We start from the raw sequence: 19,902 nt of genomic DNA, 5'->3' as shown, positions 1-19,902 counted from the left end.
GAGCGCGCATGCTGACACGCCTTCGCCATCCGTTTCGCCGTTTCGCCCGGGATGACCGGGGCAGCGTCACGCTGGAAGCGGTGATCGTCCTTCCCGTGCTGATCTGGGCCCATGCGGCGCTGTTCGCCTATTGGGATGTCTATCGCACGATCAATACGGTGCAAAAGGCCTCCTATACGATTTCGGACCTGATCTCACGCCAGCAGGGTTCGGTGAACAACGCCTATCTGAACGGGATGCGCAGCACCCTGGCCTATCTGCTGGATGACGACCAGGATGCCACCATGCGCATCACCTCCTACCGGTGGAGCGAAAACAGAAACCGGTATGAGGTGATCTGGTCGAACAGCGACATGCCCGGCAAGCCCGCGCTGACCACCGGCACGATTGCCGAACTGACCGGGGCCCTGCCCGAAATGGCGGATGGCGACAGCGCAATTCTGGTTGAGACGGAAGTACCCTATATCCCGGCACTGCGCTTCGGGCTCAGCCCGACCGATATCGAACAGTTCATCGTGACGCGCCCGCGTTTCCTCACGCGGATCTGCCATACGGGGTATTCCTGTTCCTGATCCCGGCGCCGAGGGGCCGGTTTAATCCTGTTCGGTCCGGGATTGAGCCCGCGCCGCGATCAGCGTGTTGATCTGTTCGGCCATGAACCGCGCCTCACTGGCCGAGGTGACGCCCCCGACGCCCAGCCGCCGCCCCAACCGCCACCACAGGCCCGGTGCCCAGACGGTGGCACCGGGGGCGTCCAGCCGCACCATGAACCCGTTTGAGGGCTTGAAGGCAAAGGCCCCGCGTGACGCGTCCTGCATCTGCGCCACCAACGCAAGCCGCCGCCCGCCCGTCTCCCGCAATTCGCGCGGCGTCAGTTCAAGCCCCCGCTCGGTCGCCTGCCAGAGGCGGAGGCAACCGAACAGGACCGACAGCGCGAAGATCAGCAGGAACAACCGCAGCAGCAGCCCCTCGGGCGCCTGCCACAGGGCCAGATACAGAACGAACAGGCCCAGCGAAAACAGGATGACCGCCCCGATGACGCGCCGCGCCGGTGAGGGCATCAGCCGTGCAAGGATCAGATCGCCTTCGCTGGTGCGCCCGAAAACAGCGTGCTCTGTGGCGTCATGGTCCTGCGCCCCCGGTGCCTGCGCTTCCTTCGGCCCACCTGTCGCTTCATCCTGATCGGCGCGCATCGCCTGCCCTCCCGCATGTCCCGTTCCGTCCGGGCTATAGCCGCCTTTGCCTGTCGCATCCAGCCAGCACCGACCGGGGGGGCAGCCCCCACTTTTCGCTCACGGCATGCAGGGCAGCCCCGTCTCAGGCCGGTTCGACCAGCCCGCGCCCTTTCAGCAGCGGCTCCACCCCCGGCATCCGTCCACGGAATTCGCGGTAAAGCGCATCCGCCTCACGCGATCCGCCTGCCGACAGGATGAATTTTTCCAGCCGCGCCGCTGTCGCGGGGTCAAACACGTCACCCGCCTCCTCAAAGGCGGCAAAGGCATCGGCATCCATGACTTCGGACCACATATAGCTGTAATATCCCGCAGAATAGCCGTCGCCGGAAAAGACATGCGCGAAATGCGGGGTTGCATGGCGCATGCGGATCGCGCGCGGCATGTCCAGTGCGGCCAGAATTTCGGCCTGCCGCGCCATCGGATCGGCGGGGGCCGGACCTTCATGAAAGCCCAGATCGACCAGCGCCGAGGCCAGATATTCCACCGTGGAAAAGCCCTGATCGAAGGTCTGCGCCGCCAGCAGGCGTTCGCGCAAATCAGCAGGCATCGGCGCGCCCGTCTTCCAGTGGCGGGCATGGCGTTCCAGCACTTCCGGCACCGACAGCCAGTGTTCATAAAGCTGGCTGGGCAATTCGACGAAATCGCGTGCGACCGAGGTGCCCGAGATGAATTCATGGGTCACATCCGACAGCATCTGATGCAGCGCATGGCCGAATTCATGGAACAATGTCCGGGCATCATCCCAGGACAGCAGTGCCGGATCGCCCTTGGCGAAATTGCAGACATTGACGACGACGGGACGCACATCGCCACCCAGTTTGCGCTGGCTGCGCATCGCCGAACACCATGCGCCCGAGCGTTTCGAGGAGCGGGCAAAGTAGTCGCCGATGAAGACCGCGACATGACGGCCCTGCCGGGTCACCTCCCACGCCCGCGCATCCGTGTGATACAGCGCAAGATCCAGCGGGCGAAACTCCAGCCCGAACAACCGCGTCGCGCAATCGAACATCGCGCCCAGCATCGCCTCAAGCCCCAGATAGGGTTTCAGCGCTGCCTCATCCAGATCATGCTCGGCCTTGCGGCGCTTTTCGGCATAGTAGCGCCAGTCCCAGGGCTCCAGCGGGCCGTTGATGCCCTCGGAGGCCATCATCGCCGTCAGGATTTCGGCATCCGCCCCCGCCGCCGCCCGGGCCGGTTTCCAGACCCGCATCAGCAAATCGCGCACCGCGCCGGGATGGCCCGCCATTTCGGTTTCCAGCTTGTAACTGGCGAAATCGGCATAGCCCAGCAGGGTGGCCCGCTCGGCCCGCAGCGCAAGGATCTCGGCAGCAATGGCACGGTTGTCGTGGTCATTGCCATTCTCACCCCGGGCCACCCAAGCCGCATAGGCGCGCTGGCGCAGGTCGCGGCGCGGCGAAAACTGCAGGAAAGGCACGATCAGCGACCGGTTCAGCGTGATGGCCGGTCCGGGCCGCCCGCGTTCCGCCCCGGCCGCACGCGCGGCATCGGTCACGAAATCGGGCAGACCTTCAAGATCCGCCTCAGTCACATCCATGAACCAGCCGCGTTCCTCGGCCAGCAGGTTCTGGCTGAAGCTGGTGCCAAGGGTTGCCAGACGCGATTTCACCGCTTTCATCCGCGCGGCCTCATCCCCCGTCAGGCGGGCGCCTGCGCGCACAAACATGCGGTGGTAAAGCTCCAGCACCCGGGCCTGTTCAGCATCCAGATCCAACGCGGCACGATCCTGCCACAGGGTTTCGATCCGTGCGAACAGCGCCGCATTGCCGGTGATTTCGGACGAATAGGCGCTCATCTTCGGGGCCAGATCGCGTTGCAGCGCCTCGCGCGTCTCGGTGCTGTCAGCGCCTGCGACATTGTAGAAAACGCCGGCCACCCGGTCCAGAAGGCCCGATGCCTGCTCCAGCGCCGCAATGGTGTTTTCGAAATTCGGCGCGGCAGGATCTTCGGCAATCGCGGCGATGCGGGTGCGGGCCTCGGCCAATGCGGCGTCAAAGGCCGGAGCGAAATGCGCGTCCTCGATCAGATCGAAGGGCGGCAGACCGAAAGGCGCGTCCCAAGAGGACAAAAGCGGGTTGGTCATGGGTAATCTCCTTTGCCCGGCAAGCTAGGCATCCTGCCCGGTAAGGTCCAGCCCTGCCCTTGACGGGGTTTTAAACGACCCCACGCCCGGCACAGACAGGGCAGTCGGCGCGCGGGCGGGTGCCGATCATCCGCGTCTCGGCATAAAGCGCGTCATGGATCATCAGCCGCCCGCGCAGCCCCTGCCCCGCCCCGGTCAGATGTTTCACCGCCTCCAGCGCCATCATCGCGCCGATAACGCCGGGCAGCGGTCCAGCCACCCCGGCCTCGGCGCAGGTCGGCACCAGCCCCGGGGCGGGACGGGTTGGAAAGACGCATTCGTAACAGGGCCCGCCGCGCGCCGGATCATAAAGGCCGATCTGCCCTTCCCATTGCGTGATCGCGCCAGAAATCAAAGGCTTGCCCGCCGCTACCGCCCAACGGTTCACACCGTATCGTGTGTCGAAATTGTCGGTTCCGTCGAGGATCAGATCCTGCCCATCCAGCAGGTCGCGGCTGTCTTCATCCAGCCTGCCGATATGGGTCACGATTTCGACAAAGGGGTTGAGCGCGCGCATCGCGTCAGCCGCAGATTGCACCTTGGGCTGGCCAAGGCTGTCATCGCGATGGATGACCTGCCGCTGCAGGTTTGAGTTTTCCACGCGGTCCGGGTCGATCACCGTGATGCGCCCCACCCCCGCCGCCGCAAGATACAAAAGGACCGGACTGCCCAGCCCCCCGGCCCCCACGACCAGCACCCGCGCCGATTTCAGCCGTTTCTGCCCGGTTCCGCCAATCTCACGCAGCATGATATGGCGGGAATAGCGCTCAAGCTCGGTCGCGGTGAAGGCGGGCGCGGTGAAGGCGGGCACGGCGTTGACTGCACTCGGGGCTTTGTCTGTCCCGGCCTGCGCCGCTGCCCCCGCCGCACGGCGGTGCAGTGCCGCCAGACCGCGCCGATAGGCCAGAATCAAGGCCAGCAGCGCCCCGAACAGCAGCCATGCGCGGAAATCACCCCCCAGAAACCCGGCCACCGGATTGGGCTGGGCGATCAGCGGCGCATGGACCAGCAGCAACATCCCCCACCAGATCAGCGCCAGCGGCAGCCCCGGCACCAGCCCAGGCCGCCAGCGCGCCAGCGCCCAGATCACCCCGAACCCCAGAAGGCCGATCATCGCATCCTGCCCGCCTGCGCGCCGCGTCGCGCCTTCATGCCCTGCCGGTCGAGCCGAAACCGCCCGTCCCGCGCGCCGTCTCATCCAGTTCGGTCACGATCTGAAACCGCACCTGCACGACCGGGGCCACGATCATCTGCGCGATCCGGTCGCCATGATGGATGACATAGGGTTCCGCCCCCAGATTGACCAGCGCCACGCCCAGAGGCCCGCGATAATCGCTGTCGATGGTGCCGGGCGTGTTGGGCAGGGTGATGCCATGTTTCAGCGCGAGGCCCGACCGGGGCCGGATCTGCATTTCATAGCCATCGGGGATCGCGACGCGCAGGCCCGTCGGGCAGATCCGCCGTTCCATCGGTGCCAGCGTGATGCCGCTTTCGCGCAGATCGGCGGGAAGATTGGCGCGGATATCGGCGCCCGCTGCCCCTGCGGTTTCATAGCGCGGCAAGGGCAGGCCGGGATCGGCCCAGTCCTCATGTAAGACGCGCAGCACAGGAAGGGAGCTGGTCATGTCAGCGCCTCCGCAATCCGCGCAGCAAGCCTGCGCGCCACCTCGGCCTTGCCCATGCGCGGCCAGTCCTCGGCCCCGTCGGCGGTGATCAAAGTCACGGCGTTTTCACTGCCGCCCATGATGCCGGTCGCGGGGCTGACATCATTGGCAAGGATCCAGTCACAGCCCTTGCGCAGCCGTTTCGCGCTGGCATGGTCGATCACGTTTTCCGTCTCGGCGGCAAAACCCACGACCAGACGGGGCCGGTCCGCCGCGCGGGAGACGGTAGCCAGAATGTCCGGATTCTCGGCAAAGTCCAACGCCGGAGCACGGCCCGATCCGTCCTTCTTCATCTTCTGCGCGCCTGCATTGGCGACATGCCAGTCGGCCACGGCAGCGGCCATCACGGCGGCATCGGCGGGCAGGGCCGCAGTCACGGCGGTCATCATCTGGGCCGCCGTTTCAACCGCAATCACGGTCACACCGGCGGGCGGTGGCATCGTGGCGGGGCCGGTGATGAAGGTGACATTCGCCCCCAGATCGCGCAACGCCGCCGCAATTGCCGTGCCCTGGGCTCCCGAGGACCGGTTCGCGATATAGCGCACCGGATCAATCGGTTCATGCGTCGGCCCCGAGGTGACCAGCACATGCCGCCCCTGCAGGGGCCGCCCTCCGGCCATGGCCGCAAGCCGCGCCTCGATGGCGGCGGCGATCTCCAGCGGTTCGGCCATGCGCCCCGGCCCGTATTCGCCGCAGGCCATGTCGCCCTCATTCGGGCCGACAACGGACACCCCGTCCCCGCGTATCACCGCCAGATTGCGCTGCGTCGCCGGGTGGTCCCACATCCGCACATTCATCGCAGGCGCGATCAGAACCGGCGTATCGGTGGCCAGAAGCAGGGTCGAGGCCAGATCATCCGCCCGCCCCTGCGCCAGTTTTGCCATCAGATCGGCGGTGGCCGGGGCCACGACCAGCAGATCGGCGGAGCGCGACAACTGGATATGCCCCATTTCCGCCTCGGCGGTCAGGTCGAACAGATCCTGATGCACGGGCGCGCCTGCAAGGGCGGCCACGGAAAGCGGGGTGACAAATTCAGCCCCCGCACGCGTCAGGACCGGCGTCACCGCAGCCCCGCGTTCACGCAGGCGGCGGATCAGATCCAGCCCCTTGTAGGCCGCGATCCCGCCGCCAAGGATCAGAAGTACCCGCTTGCCTGCCAGCATCATTGCCCCCTGCACAATCCTCTGCCCAGCTTTACGGGGCGCCGGGGGTGAACTCAACCGCCCTGCTGCGGGGCGGCGGGCGGCTGGAAGGCAGCGCAGGGGTCGTCACGCGGTGCGGCATCGGTCACGATCCACAGATCATAGGGCTGCAGGGCGGCGGCGGGCGCCTCGACCTGACCCAGTGACAGCAGGGTGACATCGGGGGCGGCCCGGGTCAGGAAAGCCGGCATCCCACGGTCGCGGTCGGCATGACCCGATCCCGCGATCACCACAACCGGACCGCCGGTTTCGGCCAGCGCGGTCAGGGCGGTTCGTGAAAAGGCGGCATCGCGCAGCGCCTGCGCGGCCACCATGCCGGGCAGCATCGCCTCGGGCAGCGCATTGCAATGCGCGGCCTGCTGTTCGGCCTCCCGCGCGGCCTGAAGATCGGGGGGCAGCGGCTGGTCCAGCCCGTAAACTGCCGCATTATCGCCAAAGACCGCCGCTGCGCCATCGGTCATGGCACGGCGCACCATGTCTCGCGGCAGGGCGGCCCCATAGATCGCGGCCCCGGGGGCAGCGGCAAGGATGGGATGATAAAGCGCGAAATCCGACCAGCCACCGCCCTCCCAGCCCAGGGCCGCCGCCATCGCCCCGGCATCATCGCGCGGCACATCGGTGGCACGGGCGGCCTGATCCGGCCCGAACATCTCAAACACCAGTGCGGCGGGCCGAATCGCGGCGACGGCGGTGGCCTGATTGCGGTGATGGGCGGGATTGTCATGCACCTCCCCCAGAATGACGATATCAGCAGGCGGAAGTGTGGCCAGATCATCGGGGCCGATCTGGCCCCGGGGCTGGGCCATGCCCGCCTGCGGCCCGGCCAGCGACCCGATCAGCGACAGGCACAGGACAGCGCAGGACAGAAGGGCGTGAAGCGGGAAACGGGCATGCATCATGCCAGAAAGTGTTGCACTTCCCGCGACTGGGTTTCAAGGCTGCGGCGCATCTTGGCAAAGGCCGAGGCTTCAAGCTGGCGCACGCGCTCTTTCGACAGGCCCAGTTCATCGCCCAGACTTTCCAGCGTCCGTCCCTCACCGCGCAGCTTGCGTTCGGTCACGATGAAGCGTTCGCGCGGGTTCAGCGCCCCCATCGCCTCGACCAGCCAGCCGCGCAGCAGATCGGTATCATGGGCATCCTCGACCTGTTCGGCGGCCTGCGCGCAGTCATCCTCCAGCGTCTCGATCCATTCGCGGCCCTCTTCCCCAGCCGCCCGCGTCGCATTCAACGAAAAATCCGACCCCGAAAGCCGGCCCTCCATCATCTCGACATCCGCCAGCGGCACACCGATTTCCGATGCGATCCTTTCGCGCAGCTGATGTCCGTCCAGATCCTCACCCGCCGCCGAGGCCTCGCGTTCCAGCCGCGCCTGCACCCGGCGCAGGTTGAAGAACAGCGATTTCTGACTGGAGGTCGATCCGGTGCGCACCATCGACCAGTTGCGCATGACATAATCCTGAATCGAGGCCTTGATCCACCAGACCGCATAGGTGGAAAACCGCACCCCCCGGTCGGGATCAAAGCGGTCGGCGGCCTTCATCAGGCCAAGGCTCGCCTCTTGAATCAGGTCGTTCATCGGCGCGCCATAACGGCGGAACTTGGCCGCCATCGAGATGGCGAGCCGCATATACGCAGTAATCAGGCGATGCAGCGCCGCCTCATCGCGCTGGTCACGCCAGGCATAGGCCAGCCGCAATTCGGTCTCGGCATCCAGCAGTTCCGCCTTCATCGCGCGGCGGGACATGGTCTGATCATTCGTTCCGTCGAAGGCCATTTTACCCTCCTGCCGGTCAGGCCCCTACCGGTCCGATCACCGTGAGGCTGCCCCTGTCGGCTTGCCCGACCTTTCGCTATGTCCTACGCATCGGGGCGGGGAACGGATCACTCGAGGCCATGCAGAACGCAGATATTTCGCATCAGGGATCGCCGGACCGTCTGACAGTGGTGACAGGCGGGGCCCGTTCGGGCAAATCACGCTTTGCGGAGGGTCTGGTGCGGGCCATGGCCCGCCCGAAGGTCTATATTGCCACCGCCGAAGGCCGGGATGACGAAATGCGCGCCCGCATCGCGGCCCATCGCGCCGACCGCGCGGCAGGGGGCTGGCAGACCATCGAGGCACCGCTGGATCTGGCGGGCGCGCTGAGCGATGTCGCCCCCGGTTCGGCGGTGCTGCTCGATTGTGCGACGCTGTGGCTGACGAATATCCTGCTGGCGGGGCGCGATCTGAGCGCGGAAACCGGACACCTGCTGGACGCGCTGAAACAATCTCCGGCAGAGGTCGTCATCGTCACGAATGAGGTGGGATGGTCCATCGTGCCGGAAAACGCGCTGGCGCGGCAGTTCCGCGATGAACAGGGCCGGCTGAACCAGCGGCTGGCGGCGCAGGCCGGGCGGGTTGCGGTGGTGGTCGCGGGCCTGCCGCTGTGGCTGAAAGACCCCGAGACAGGGACAGGGACGGGAACGGCATGAGACGGCTTTTCTGGCTGCGCCACGGGCCGACCCATGCCCGCGCGCTGGTGGGCTGGACCGACCTGCCCGCCGATCTGTCCGACCTTGCCGCCCTTGCCCGGCTGTCGGCGGCCCTGCCGCAGGTTCCCGTCATCTCATCCGATCTGCAGCGCGCGGTAACCACCGCCGATGCCATTGCCGGGAACCGCCTCCGCCTGCCCCCCGACCCCGCCCTGCGCGAGATTCATTTCGGCGACTGGGAGATGCAGCACCATGCCGAGATTGCCGATCAGGACCATCTGCGGGCCTATTGGGACCGGCCCGGCGACATTGCCCCGCCGGGCGGCGATAGCTGGAACGCGGTCGGTGCCCGCGTCAATGCATGCGTTGACCGCCTGCTGACGGCCCATGCGGGCGATCTGATTCTTGTGGCCCATTTCGGGGTGATCCTGACGCAGGTACAGCGCGCCCTTGGCATCACGCCCTATGAGGCCTTCGCCCATCGGATCGACCCGCTTTCCCTGACCGAGCTGACCCTTGGCCCACAGGGTTGGGCTGCGGCGCGGATCAATCACATTCCGTGATACCCCCCGCACAAAGCGTCATTTCCCCCGACGCGCCGCCCCTGCTAAATCCGGCTCCGACCCATCGGAAAGGACGGATCATGTATGAACTCGCCATCGGTGATCGCAGCTATTCCAGCTGGTCCCTGCGCGGCTGGCTTTTGTTCGAAGCCTTCGGCATCCCTGTCACCACCCGCCGAGTGCGGCTTTATTCCGATGACTTCACCGCCCTTCTGCGCGATTTCGCGCCCGCCCGCAGCGTGCCTGCCCTGCGGCTTGAGGATGGCACGGTGATCCCCGACAGCCTTGCCATTGCCGAGGAACTGGCCTCGCGCCACCCTTTGGCCGGGATCTGGCCGCAGGATGCAAAGGCCCGCGCCGTGGCCCGTGCGCTTGCGGCGGAAATGCATGCAGCCTTTGGCGCGCTGCGCAGTCATTGCCCGATGAACCTGCGCAGCAGTTATGAGCGTTGCGACCCGCCTGAACCCGTGCTGGCCGATCTGGCGCGGCTGGAACAGATCTGGGGCTGGGCAAGGGCACAGACCGGATCCCCCGGCCCCTGGCTTTGCGGCGAGTATTCGGCAGCGGATGTGTTCTTTGCCCCGGTCGCGACGCGTATTGCGACCTATAACCTGCCGGTCGGACCGCAGGCGGCGCAGTATGTCGCGGCGCATCTGGCCGATCCGGCCTTGCGGCGCTGGCGCGCGATGGGGCGGGTTGAGGGGCCGGACCAACCCTTCTATCGGCGCGACTGGCCACAGCGTCCCTGGCCCGCCGCCGCCCCGCTGCCTGCACGCGCGGTGGAAAGCGGCCCATCCGTCAATGCCGCCTGCCCCTATTCCGGCGATCCGGTCACGCATTTTCTGGAAGCAGGCGGACGCGTCTGGGGCTTTTGCAACGCCTTCTGCCGCGACAAGACCGCCGCCGACCCCGAGGCCTGGCCCGCCTTCATGGCCATTTACCGGGCGTAAACCTTTGACCCGCTATTCATTAACCAAGATGAACAAGCGGCAAGGGCCCCGGAATGATCGCAAGCGCCTTTACGGTCGCCTTTGAAGGGGTGGAGGCGCGGCAGGTCGAGGTGCAATGCGCGGTCACGGCGGGCCTTCCAGCCTTCAGCATCGTGGGCCTGCCCGACAAGGCGGTCAGCGAAGCGCGCGAAAGGGTGCGCGCGGCCCTGACCGCGATGTCGATTGCCCTGCCTGCCAAGCGGATCACGGTCAATCTGGCCCCTGCCGACCTGCCCAAGGAAGGCTCGCATTTCGACCTTCCCATCGCGCTGGCGCTGCTTTGCGCGCTGGATGTGCTGCCGCGTGATGCGGCGGCCTCTGTCGTGGCGCTTGGGGAATTGTCGCTGGACGGGCGGCTGATGCCGGTTGCGGGCGCCCTGCCCGCCGCCCTTGCCGCTGCTGAATCCGACCGCGCGCTGCTTTGCCCCGCCGCCTGCGGGGCAGAGGCGGCATGGGTGGGGGCGACGCAGGTGCTGGGGGCGGCCACGCTGTCGGATGTGCTGCGCCATTTCACCGGTCAGGCCCCGATTGCCCCCGCCGAGGCGGGTGAGGTCGCGCTGCCCCCTTTCGCACGCGACATGCGCGATGTGAAAGGACAGGAACGGGCCAAGCGCGCGCTGGAAATCGCGGCCTCGGGGCGGCATCACCTGCTGTTGGTCGGCGCCCCGGGATCGGGGAAATCCATGCTCGCCGCGCGGCTTCCGGGCATCCTGCCACCGCTTTCGGCGCCCGAGGCACTGGAAACCTCGATGATCCATTCTCTCGCCGGATTGCTGACCGAAGGCGGGATCTCGCGCGCGCGACCGTTTTGTGAGCCGCATCATACCGCCTCGATGGCGGCAATCGTCGGCGGGGGCCGGGGCGCGCGGCCCGGCCAAATCAGCCTTGCGCATAATGGCGTGCTGTTCATGGATGAATTTCCCGAATTTCCCCGCACCGTGCTGGAAACCCTGCGCCAGCCCATCGAGACCGGTGAGGTGGTCGTTGCCCGGGCCAATGCCCATATCCGCTATCCCTGCCGTTTTCTGCTGATCGCGGCGGCCAATCCCTGCAAATGCGGCTATCTGGCCGATGCTGCGCGCGCCTGCGCCCGCGTTCCCGCCTGCGGTGAGGATTATCTGGGCCGCATCTCGGGTCCGCTGATGGACCGGTTCGATCTGCGGGTCGAGGTGCCGCCGGTGGATTTTCAGGATCTTGACCTGCCCGCCAGCGGCGAACCCTCGGCGCAGATCGCCGAACGGGTCGCGAAAGCGCGGCAGATCCAGTCAGCGCGTTTTGCCGCCCATGCCCCGGTGCGCGTCAATTCCGAAGCCGAAGGCGCGCTTTTGGATGAGATCGCCAGCCCCGATGCCGAGGGGCGGGCGCTGCTTACGCTGGTGGCGGAACGATTCGGCCTTACAGCGCGCGGCTATCACCGAATCCTGCGCGTCGCGCGCACGATTGCCGATCTGGAGGGCGCGCCCGCGATCCGCAAACCCCATATCGCCGAGGCGGTCAGCTTCCGGCTGGCCATCGGGCGGGCAGGTCAGGGCTGAAGACCGCGTCCGATGCCTCAAACGCAACCGGCGCGGGCTGGATCAGCCCCGCCGCTTTGCCTCAATCGCCTCCCATATCAGCGCCGAGGCATTGGTGCCGTCGAATCGTTCCATCTCCTGCAGGCCGGTGGGCGAGGTGACGTTGATCTCGGTCAGGTAATCGCCGATCACATCGATGCCGACAAAGATCTGGCCATGATCGCGCAGCGTCGGGCCGATGGCGGCGCAGATTTCACGGTCGCGATCCGTCAGCGCCACCTTCTCGGCCCGCCCGCCGACATGCATGTTCGACCGGGTCTCGCCCTCCTGCGGCACGCGGTTGATGGCGCCAACCACTTCACCATCGACCAGAATCACCCGCTTGTCGCCTTTTGCGACGGCAGGCAGGAATTTCTGCACGATCAGCGGCTCACGGCTCATGCCGGTGAACAGCTCGTGCAGCGAGGACAGGTTGCGGTCATTGGGGTCCAGCCGGAACACCCCCGCGCCGCCATTGCCGTAAAGCGGTTTCAGGATGACATCGCCATGTTCGGCCTTGAAGGCGCGGATCGTGTCCAGATCCCGTGCGATCATCGTTGGTGGAATCAGGTCGGGAAAGCGCAGGACCAGCAGTTTCTCGGGAAAATTGCGCACCCAGAACGGGTCATTGACGACCAGCGTGCGCGGATGGATCAGTTCCAGCAGATGGGTAGTGGTGATATAGCCCATGTCGAAAGGCGGATCCTGCCGCAGCCAGACCACGTCGAAATCGGCCAGATCGACCTCGGTTTCCGCACCATAGTCGACATGATCGCCGACCACGCGGCGCAGCGTGATCGGAAATCCGCGCGCCACCACCCGCCCGTCGCGGAAGGCCAGCTTGTCAGGCGTGTAGAAAAACAGCGAATGACCCCGCTCCTGCGCCTCAATCGCGATGCGGAACGTGCTGTCGGCATGGATATTTACGGATCCGATAGGATCCATCTGCAAGGCAACCTTGAGACGCATGGGCTTTCCCTTCCTGTGCAGCCCTTCTTTGCCGCAAGGGTCGGGCGCTTGCAATCCGCCCCTGTCATTCGCCCGTATAATCCCGCGCCCGGCCCGACAGCGAAATGCACGGCAAGAATGCCGAATTCGTCAGGCGCAGAATGCATCCTGTATGATCTCGACCCGGCCCTGCGCGTCGACAAGGGCAACATCGAAACGGCTTTCGGTCATCTGTCCTGCCGGTTCACCGGCCAGAAACTCCGAAGCCGCCGCATAAATCCGGTCCATCTGCCGCCGCGACAGACGATAAGCCGCCTCGGCATGGGTTGCGGCCTTCTTGACCTCGATGAACACCACGGCAAGTCCCTCCCGTGCGACAAGGTCGATCTCTCCGGCGCTGCCACGCCAGCGCAAGGCGGCAATCGGAGCGCCCTGCCGGTCGTAATGCCGGGCCACCGCCTGTTCGGCCGCGTGGCCCGAATGAAAGGCCACCCGCCCCCGGTTCCGGCGGCAATCGGATATCGCATTTGGGGTCTGGGCCATCATCCGTCCTCCATGGTCTTTCTCACCTCTAGGGCCAACTGGTAAACATCCCGTTTATTCAGCCCATGTTTCAGCGCCAGTTCCGCCGCAACCTCCTTCACATGCCGCCCGGGCAGCGCCCGGGCAATTTCAGCGGCCAGATCCTCGGGTTCCGCCGGTGCCTCCGTGGCCGGGGCGACCAAAACCACGAATTCGCCCTTGGGCGTGGCCTCGCCGAACCCATCGATCAGGGCTGCCAGACTGCCCCGCCGGGTTTCCTCAAAGCGTTTGGTCAACTCGCGGCACAGGGCGGCCTCACGCGCAGCCCCCAGACCCTCGGCCAGATCCTCCAGCAGCGCGCGCACCCGGCGCGGTGATTCGTAAAGAACGATGGTGCCGGGCACCGCGCGCAAGTCCGCAATGGCCCGGCGGCGGGCGCTGCGGGTGGCGGGCAGAAAACCTGAGAAATGGAACTGGTCCGTCGGCAATCCCGCCACGGTCAGCGCCGCCAGCAGCGCCGAGGGGCCGGGTGCGGCGCGCAGAGTGTGCCCTGCCGCAATCGCCTCCCGCGCAAGGGGAAAGCCGGGATCGGCCACCAGCGGCGTGCCCGCCTCGGAGGCATAGGCGACACTTTTGCCCTCGGCCAGCCGGGCCAGCAGCAGCGGGCGCACCCGATCACCGTTATGGTCGTGATAGGCAATGATCCGCCTTGCGCCCAGGGCGATGCCATGGATCTCCATCAGATGGCGGAGCGTGCGCGTATCCTCGGCGGCCAGAACATCGGCCTTGGCCAGAATATCCAGCGCGCGCAAGGTGATATCCCGCGCGGCCCCGATGGGCGTGGCGACGAAATGCAGCCCCGGTTCCAGCGGACGCGGGTCGGGGCGAAAGCCCTGAGGGCGGGGATCGGCATGGTCCTCGGCGGTCATGGCTTTACGGTCCTTCGAAAGTTTACTTCGCGCCCCGAAACGCATAGGCTGTCGCCAAATGACCGGATCTGCCGCGAGGGAACCTTGATGTTGTCCATTTTCACCCGTACCCACAAGACCCTGCGCCGCCATATCGGGCGGGCTGCCGTGGCACTCGGGGTGGTCGCACTGGCCGCCTGCCAGCCCGTCGCCTCATCGCGCGGCCCGGCCATCGACACCAATGCGCCGATTCCCGTCGCCCTGCTGGTTCCGGCCGGCTCGGGTCAGGCAAGCGATGAACTGCTGGCCCGCTCGCTGCAGAATGCGGCGCGTCTGGCCATCTCGGATCTGGGCAATGTCCGCATCGACCTGCGGGTCTACAACACCGCAGGCCAGCCCGGTCAGGCGCAGGCCATGGCGATCCGCGCCGCCGATGAGGGCGCGAAGATCGTGCTGGGGCCGGTCTTTGCGCAAGAGGCCAATGCCGCGGGCGTGGCGCTGGCCGGACGCGGCATCAATGTGCTGAGCTTCTCGAACAATACCGATATCGCGGGGGGCAATGTCTTTGTCCTCGGCCCGACCTTCCAGAACACGGCGAACCGGCTGGCCTCATACGCGGCGCGGCAGGGCAAGCGCCGGGTGATGGTCGTGCATGACCGCAACACCGCAGGCGAGATCGGGCGCGCCGCGATCCAGCGCGGGGTGGCCAATGCGGGCGGGTCAGTCGTGGGAACGGTCGGCTATGAGTTTTCGCAGAACGGCATCGTGCAGGCCGCGCCGCAGATTGCGGCCCAGATCCGCGCGAATGAGGCCGATGCGGTCTTCATGACCGCCGATACCGCCGGTGCGCTGCCGATGCTGACGCAGATGCTGCGCGACAACCGCATCGACACGTCCGTGGCGCAGTTCATCGGCCTGACCCGCTGGGACATTCCGGCGGCCACTTTGTCGCTGCCGGGCACGCAGGGCGGCTGGTTCGCGCTGCCCGATCCGGCACTCTATCAGCAGTATCAGTCGCGCTATCAGGCCGCTTTCGGCGAAGCGCCGCATCCGATTTCGGGGCTGGCCTATGACGGGATTGCGGCCATCGGCGCGCTGGTCAAGAACGGGCAGTCCAATGCGCTGACCGGTTCCGCGCTGACGCAAGGCTCGGGCTTTGTCGGGGTCAACGGCATCTTCCGGCTGCGCGGCGATGGCAGCAACGAGCGCGGCCTTGCCGTGGCACAGATCCGTAACAACCAGATGGTGGTGATCGACGCGGCGCCCCGCAGCTTTGGCGGCGCCGGGTTCTGACCCGGCCCGTCCGCCCTTCGATCCGGACCCGCACAGCATGACACCATCCGCGGCCCAGCCCCTGCCCCTGGCCGACAAGGGCCCACTGCCCTTTCCGAACCTGACCGGTGTCGGAATGGCGGATCTGTTGCTGCCGCCCGAGGCGATGCTTGATCCCGAGGCGCTGCTGCGCGCCATGGCAACCGAGATCAAGGCCGAGGCTGCGGGCGACACACGCGCCGCCCGGAGTATCGCCGTGCGGCATCTGACCGAGGCACGGGCACGGGCCAATGAACGGCTGGCGGCGGCTTTTCTTGCCCATCCGCGCAAGGCCCGGCATCTGATCCGCGCCATGGCCTGGCTGACCGACCGGATTGTCACGCTGGCGCTGGATATTGCGCGCGATCATCTGCATCCGCTGGCCAATCCGACGGAAAGTGAACGCATCGCGGTGGTGGCCGTGGGCGGTTACGGGCGGGCCGAGATGGCGCCCTATTCAGATGTGGATCTGTTGTTCCTGACGCCCTGGAAGGTCACGCCCTGGGCAGAATCTGTCGTTGAATCGATGCTTTACATCCTGTGGGATCTGAAGCTGAAGGTCGGCCATGCCACCCGCACCGTAAAGGACTGCATCCGCCTTGCGCGGGAAGACATCACCATCCGCACCGCCCTTCTGGAACGCCGTTTCATTGCCGGGCATGAACCGCTGGCGCTGGAATTGCGCGAAAAGCTCTGGTCCGATCTTTTCCGCAAAAGCGGGCCGGAATTCATCGAGGCGAAACTGGCCGAGCGCAGCGAACGCCACCGGCGGCAGGGCGGTCAGCGCTATGTGCTGGAACCCAATATCAAAGAGGGCAAGGGGGGGCTGCGCGATCTTCAGACGTTGTACTGGATCGGCAAATACCTGCACCGCGTGCAATCGGCCTCGGGGCTGGTCGAGGCCGGGTTGTTCACGCAGGACGAATACGAGACCTTCGCCACGGCCGAGAACTTCCTGTGGGACATCCGCTGCCATCTGCATTTCATCGCCGGTCGGGCGATGGATCAGCTGACCTTCGATCTGCAGGTCGAGGTGGCCGCGCGGATGGGATATTCCGACACGGCCGGGCGGCGCGCGGTCGAACATTTCATGCAGGACTACTTCCGCCACGCCACCCGCGTGGGAGAGTTGACGCGGATTTTCCTGACCCAGCTTGAGGCGCGCCACGCCAAAAGCGAACCGGCGCTGATCGGGTTTTTCCGCCGCCGCAAGGCACTGAAACACGGGTTCCGGCTGGTGCAGGGTCGTGTCGATTTCGCCGAGGCCGAGGATTTCCGCGCCGAACCCCTGAACATCCTGCGCATCTTTGCCGAGGCCCTTCGCACCGGCCTTCTGATCCATCCGGCCGCGATGCGCCAGATCACGGCAAATCTGGACCTGATCGACGATGCGATGCGCAGCAATCGTGAGTCGATCTCGATCTTCCACGATCTTTTGCTGAAACATGGCAATCCGGAACGCGCATTGCGGCGGATGAACGAACTGGGCGTGCTGTCCGCCTTCATCCCCGAATTCGAACCCATCGTCGCGATGATGCAGTTCAACGTCTATCACCACTACACGGTGGATGAGCATACGATTCAATGCATCTCAACCCTTGCGCAGATCGAGCGCGAGGAGTTGATCGAGGAATTACCGCTGTCCTCGTCGATCCTCAAGGACGGGGTCAATCGCAAGGTTCTGTATCTTGCGCTGCTGCTGCACGATATCGGCAAAGGACGGCCCGAGGATCATTCCATCCTTGGTGCGCAGATCGCCCGCCGGGTGGCACCGCGTCTGGGGCTGAATGCCGAGGATGCCGAGACCGTGGAATGGCTGGTCCGCTATCACCTTCTGATGTCGGACATGGCACAGAAACGCGATCTAAGCGATCCGCGCACGGTGCGCGATTTTGCCAAGGCGGTGAAATCCAAGAAACGGCTGGATCTGCTGACGGTGCTGACGGTCTGCGATATCCGGGGCGTCGGCCCCGGCACATGGAACAACTGGAAGGCCATGCTGCTGCGGCAGCTTTATCGCGACACGGCAACCGCGCTGGAAGGCGGGTTCGAGACATTGAACCGCGAGAACCGCGCCGATGAGGCGCGCAAACTGTTGCGCGAAAAGCTGACCGGCTGGGATGCCAAGGATCTGCGCGTGGAACTGGCGCGCCATTACCCGCCCTATTGGCAGGGTCTTTCGACCGAAACGCAGGAGGTTTTTGCCGGTCTTCTGCGCGGCATCAAGGATGACGAGATCCGCATCGACCTGCACCCTGCGCCGGATCGCGATGCGACCCGCGCGGCCTTTGCGCTGGCCGATCATCCGGGCATCTTTTCGCGTCTGGCGGGCGCGCTGGCGCTGGTCGGGGCGAATGTCGTCGATGCGCGCACCTATACATCCAAGGACGGCTATGCCACCGCCGTTTTCTGGGTGCAGGACAGCGAAGGCCACCCCTATGAGACCGCCCGCCTGCCCCGCCTGCGCAAGATGATCGAGCGCACGCTGGCCGGTGAGGTCGTGGCCCGCGAGGCGCTGAAGGATCGCGACAAGATCAAGAAACGCGAACGGGAATTCCGCTTTCCAACCCATGTCACTTTCGACAATGAAGGTTCGGAAATCTACACGATCATCGAGGTGGATACGCGCGACCGGCCCGGTCTTCTGTATGACCTGACCCGCACGCTGGCCGCGAACCATATCTATATCGCCTCGGCGGTGATCGCGACCTATGGCGCGCAGGTGGTGGACAGCTTCTACGTCAAGGACATGTTCGGCCTGAAGCTGCACGCAAAGTCGAAACAGGAGGCGCTGGAGCGCAAGCTGCGTCAGGCGATCACCGAAGGCGTGGAAAGGGCGCGGGCGTGACACCGATCCGTCTGGTCCGGGGCTTTGTCACCGTGGGAGGCTGGACGCTGGCCAGCCGCATCCTTGGCCTTGCGCGCGATATAATGATCGCGGCAACCCTTGGCACCGGTCCGGTGGCGCAGGCCTTCATTGTCGCCTTTTCCCTGCCCAACATGTTCCGTCGTTTCTTTGCCGAAGGCGCGTTCAACACGGCCTTCATCCCGCTTTTCGCCAAAAAGGTCGAGGCGGGAGGCGATGCGACGGGCTTTGCCCGCGATGCCGCCTCGGCGCTGGCCGGCCTGCTGATCGTTCTGACTTTGATCGCGATGGCCGCGATGCCCTGGCTCGTGCTGGCAATGGCCTCGGGCTTTCAGGGGGATGCGCGGTTCGATCTTTCCGTCACCTTCGGGCGCATTGCCTTTCCCTATATCCTGTTCATCTCATTGGCGGCGCTTTGTTCGGGGGTTCTGAATTCGGTCGGGCGCTTCACCGCCGCCGCCGCCGCGCCGATCCTGCTGAATCTGATGTTCATCGCTGCCCTTCTGCTGGCTCCCCGGATGGGCTGGCCGCCCGGCGATGCGCTGGTCTGGACGGTGCCGCTGGCCGGGGCGGCGCAACTGCTGCTGGTCTGGATCGCGGCGCGGCGGGCCGGGTTCACCATCACGCCGCGCCTGCCCCGGCTGACGCCGGAAATGCGTCGGCTTGCACTGATCGCGGCCCCGGCAATGCTGGCGGGGGGCGTGGTGCAGGTCAACCTGCTGGTCGGGCGACAGGTGGCCAGCTATTTCGACAATGCGGTGGCCTGGCTGTTCAATGCCGACCGGCTGTATCAGTTGCCACTTGGCGTGGTGGCCATCGCCATCGGTGTGGTGCTGCTGCCGGATCTCGCGCGCCGCCTGCGCGCGGGCGATACCGAGGGCGGGCGGGCCAATTTTTCCCGCGCGGCGGAATTTGCGCTGGCCCTGTCACTGCCTGCCGCCGTGGCGCTGATCATCATTCCGCTGCCACTGGTCTCGGTCCTGTTCGAACGCGGCCGCTTTGGCCCCGAGGACAGTGCGGCCACGGCGCTGGCGGTGGCGGTCTATGGGCTGGGGCTGCCCGCCTTCGTGCTGCAAAAGGTGCTGCAGCCCTTGTTCTTCGCGCGGGAAGATACGCGCCGCCCCTTCCATTACGCCCTTGTCGCCATGGTGCTGAACGCGCTGATCGCCATCGGCCTTGCCCCCATCATCGGTTATATCGCGGCGGCGCTGGCCACGACCGTCGCGGGCTGGGCGATGGTCTGGCAGCTATGGCAAGGATCACGCCCCATGGGTCTGGCGGCCACGCTGGATGAGCGCTTCCGCAAACGCGCGCCGCGAATCCTGCTGGCCTCGGTGGCGATGGGGCTGTGCCTTTGGGGCGCGGCGCTGCTGCTGGCGCCTGCGCTTGGGGCGGCGGGCTGGCGCTATGCCGCGCTGGCGGCTTTGGTCCTGACCGGGATCGTCAGCTATTTCGGCCTTGGCGCAGCTCTGGGCGCTTTCCGCCTGTCGGATTTCCGGTCTGCGCTAAGGCGCGGGGGCAGCGCGGGCTGA

General features: G+C 66.0%; 18 protein-coding genes. 8 read left to right on the top strand and 10 right to left on the bottom strand.

Features of this window, described 5'->3' with window-relative positions; translation table 11 throughout:
- Positions 1-8: 8 nt before the first annotated feature.
- Positions 9-572 (top strand): TadE/TadG family type IV pilus assembly protein, encoded by a 564-nt coding sequence (locus tag JL811_RS02215; protein WP_202686680.1) that lies wholly within the window; start codon positions 9-11, stop codon positions 570-572.
- A 21-nt stretch (positions 573-593) separates the two neighbouring features.
- Here the strand turns inward: JL811_RS02215 and JL811_RS02210 are convergent, their stop codons facing one another.
- The 7 genes from JL811_RS02210 to JL811_RS02180 all read right to left on the bottom strand — a co-directional run bounded on the left by JL811_RS02210 (position 594) and on the right by JL811_RS02180 (position 8,015).
- Positions 594-1,193: a hypothetical protein gene (locus tag JL811_RS02210; RefSeq protein WP_202686679.1), complete on the bottom strand. Its 600-nt coding sequence runs from the start codon at positions 1,191-1,193 to the stop codon at positions 594-596.
- A gap of 124 nt (positions 1,194-1,317) precedes the next feature.
- A complete protein-coding gene (locus tag JL811_RS02205) occupies positions 1,318-3,336 on the bottom strand; it encodes a M3 family metallopeptidase (protein WP_202686678.1) in 2,019 nt (672 codons plus the stop codon).
- 70 nt (positions 3,337-3,406) lie between these two features.
- Positions 3,407-4,489, bottom strand: a complete 1,083-nt coding sequence (locus JL811_RS02200; protein ID WP_202687171.1) for a HesA/MoeB/ThiF family protein — start codon at positions 4,487-4,489, stop codon at positions 3,407-3,409.
- 34 nt (positions 4,490-4,523) lie between these two features.
- Complete coding sequence (dut, locus tag JL811_RS02195) at positions 4,524-5,000, bottom strand: dUTP diphosphatase (RefSeq protein WP_202686677.1); 477 nt, start codon at positions 4,998-5,000, stop codon at positions 4,524-4,526.
- Positions 4,997-6,202: a bifunctional phosphopantothenoylcysteine decarboxylase/phosphopantothenate--cysteine ligase CoaBC gene (gene coaBC / locus JL811_RS02190; protein ID WP_202687170.1), complete on the bottom strand. Its 1,206-nt coding sequence runs from the start codon at positions 6,200-6,202 to the stop codon at positions 4,997-4,999. The genes dut and coaBC overlap by 4 nt, the downstream gene beginning before the upstream one ends.
- Positions 6,203-6,255: 53 nt before the next feature.
- Positions 6,256-7,047 (bottom strand): ChaN family lipoprotein, encoded by a 792-nt coding sequence (locus JL811_RS02185; RefSeq protein WP_237684780.1) that lies wholly within the window; start codon positions 7,045-7,047, stop codon positions 6,256-6,258.
- Between the two features lie 89 nt (positions 7,048-7,136).
- Entirely contained in the window at positions 7,137-8,015 is an 879-nt protein-coding gene (locus JL811_RS02180) for an RNA polymerase factor sigma-32 (protein ID WP_202686676.1), read from the bottom strand.
- Positions 8,016-8,134: 119 nt separating this feature from the next.
- Here JL811_RS02180 and cobU point away from each other — a divergent pair, with 119 nt between their 5' ends.
- The 4 genes from cobU (at position 8,135) to JL811_RS02160 (ending at position 11,797) form a co-directional block, all read left to right on the top strand.
- Entirely contained in the window at positions 8,135-8,710 is a 576-nt protein-coding gene (gene cobU / locus JL811_RS02175) for a bifunctional adenosylcobinamide kinase/adenosylcobinamide-phosphate guanylyltransferase (RefSeq protein ID WP_202686675.1), read from the top strand.
- Complete coding sequence (locus tag JL811_RS02170; RefSeq protein ID WP_202686674.1) at positions 8,707-9,273, top strand: histidine phosphatase family protein; 567 nt, start codon at positions 8,707-8,709, stop codon at positions 9,271-9,273. The genes cobU and JL811_RS02170 overlap by 4 nt, the downstream gene beginning before the upstream one ends.
- Positions 9,274-9,350: 77 nt before the next feature.
- The gene (locus tag JL811_RS02165; RefSeq protein WP_202687168.1) at positions 9,351-10,223 is read left to right on the top strand and encodes a glutathione S-transferase N-terminal domain-containing protein; all 873 of its coding nucleotides are present in this window, start codon (positions 9,351-9,353) and stop codon (positions 10,221-10,223) included.
- Between the two features lie 53 nt (positions 10,224-10,276).
- On the top strand, positions 10,277-11,797 hold the full coding sequence (locus JL811_RS02160) for a YifB family Mg chelatase-like AAA ATPase (protein ID WP_202686673.1): 1,521 nt from the start codon (positions 10,277-10,279) through the stop codon (positions 11,795-11,797).
- 42 nt (positions 11,798-11,839) lie between these two features.
- Here the strand turns inward: JL811_RS02160 and gshB are convergent, their stop codons facing one another.
- From gshB to rsmI, 3 genes are all read right to left on the bottom strand, one after another.
- Complete coding sequence (gene gshB, locus JL811_RS02155; RefSeq protein ID WP_202686672.1) at positions 11,840-12,784, bottom strand: glutathione synthase; 945 nt, start codon at positions 12,782-12,784, stop codon at positions 11,840-11,842.
- Between the two features lie 129 nt (positions 12,785-12,913).
- Positions 12,914-13,306, bottom strand: coding sequence for a YraN family protein (locus JL811_RS02150; protein WP_202687167.1), 393 nt, complete (start codon positions 13,304-13,306; stop codon positions 12,914-12,916).
- A complete protein-coding gene (rsmI, locus tag JL811_RS02145) occupies positions 13,306-14,214 on the bottom strand; it encodes a 16S rRNA (cytidine(1402)-2'-O)-methyltransferase (protein WP_202686671.1) in 909 nt (302 codons plus the stop codon). The genes JL811_RS02150 and rsmI overlap by 1 nt, the downstream gene beginning before the upstream one ends.
- 87 nt (positions 14,215-14,301) lie before the next feature.
- Here rsmI and JL811_RS02140 point away from each other — a divergent pair, with 87 nt between their 5' ends.
- The 3 genes from JL811_RS02140 to murJ are packed head-to-tail and all read left to right on the top strand — an operon-like array spanning position 14,302 to position 19,902.
- Positions 14,302-15,486, top strand: a complete 1,185-nt coding sequence (locus JL811_RS02140; protein WP_202686670.1) for a penicillin-binding protein activator — start codon at positions 14,302-14,304, stop codon at positions 15,484-15,486.
- Positions 15,487-15,523: 37 nt separating this feature from the next.
- The gene (locus tag JL811_RS02135) at positions 15,524-18,352 is read left to right on the top strand and encodes a [protein-PII] uridylyltransferase (protein ID WP_420496757.1); all 2,829 of its coding nucleotides are present in this window, start codon (positions 15,524-15,526) and stop codon (positions 18,350-18,352) included.
- Complete coding sequence (gene murJ / locus JL811_RS02130) at positions 18,349-19,902, top strand: murein biosynthesis integral membrane protein MurJ (RefSeq protein ID WP_202686669.1); 1,554 nt, start codon at positions 18,349-18,351, stop codon at positions 19,900-19,902. Before JL811_RS02135 ends, murJ begins: the two co-directional genes overlap by 4 nt.

Source organism: Szabonella alba, assembly GCF_016765775.1.
Taxonomy (GTDB): domain Bacteria; phylum Pseudomonadota; class Alphaproteobacteria; order Rhodobacterales; family Rhodobacteraceae; genus Szabonella; species Szabonella alba.
The sequence above is the reverse complement of the archived record's forward strand: the minus strand, read 5'-3'. Positions and strand labels throughout refer to the sequence as shown.

Coding starts and splice junctions, on each gene's coding strand:
- JL811_RS02215 (WP_202686680.1), top strand. CDS start 9: ATGCTGACACGCCTTCGCCATCCGTTTCGCCGTTTCGCCCGGGATGAC.
- JL811_RS02210 (WP_202686679.1), bottom strand. CDS start 1,193: ATGCGCGCCGATCAGGATGAAGCGACAGGTGGGCCGAAGGAAGCGCAG.
- JL811_RS02205 (WP_202686678.1), bottom strand. CDS start 3,336: ATGACCAACCCGCTTTTGTCCTCTTGGGACGCGCCTTTCGGTCTGCCG.
- JL811_RS02200 (WP_202687171.1), bottom strand. CDS start 4,489: ATGATCGGCCTTCTGGGGTTCGGGGTGATCTGGGCGCTGGCGCGCTGG.
- dut (WP_202686677.1), bottom strand. CDS start 5,000: ATGACCAGCTCCCTTCCTGTGCTGCGCGTCTTACATGAGGACTGGGCC.
- coaBC (WP_202687170.1), bottom strand. CDS start 6,202: ATGCTGGCAGGCAAGCGGGTACTTCTGATCCTTGGCGGCGGGATCGCG.
- JL811_RS02185 (WP_237684780.1), bottom strand. CDS start 7,047: ATGGCCCAGCCCCGGGGCCAGATCGGCCCCGATGATCTGGCCACACTT.
- JL811_RS02180 (WP_202686676.1), bottom strand. CDS start 8,015: ATGGCCTTCGACGGAACGAATGATCAGACCATGTCCCGCCGCGCGATG.
- cobU (WP_202686675.1), top strand. CDS start 8,135: ATGCAGAACGCAGATATTTCGCATCAGGGATCGCCGGACCGTCTGACA.
- JL811_RS02170 (WP_202686674.1), top strand. CDS start 8,707: ATGAGACGGCTTTTCTGGCTGCGCCACGGGCCGACCCATGCCCGCGCG.
- JL811_RS02160 (WP_202686673.1), top strand. CDS start 10,277: ATGATCGCAAGCGCCTTTACGGTCGCCTTTGAAGGGGTGGAGGCGCGG.
- gshB (WP_202686672.1), bottom strand. CDS start 12,784: ATGCGTCTCAAGGTTGCCTTGCAGATGGATCCTATCGGATCCGTAAAT.
- JL811_RS02150 (WP_202687167.1), bottom strand. CDS start 13,306: ATGGCCCAGACCCCAAATGCGATATCCGATTGCCGCCGGAACCGGGGG.
- rsmI (WP_202686671.1), bottom strand. CDS start 14,214: ATGACCGCCGAGGACCATGCCGATCCCCGCCCTCAGGGCTTTCGCCCC.
- JL811_RS02140 (WP_202686670.1), top strand. CDS start 14,302: ATGTTGTCCATTTTCACCCGTACCCACAAGACCCTGCGCCGCCATATC.
- JL811_RS02135 (WP_420496757.1), top strand. CDS start 15,524: ATGACACCATCCGCGGCCCAGCCCCTGCCCCTGGCCGACAAGGGCCCA.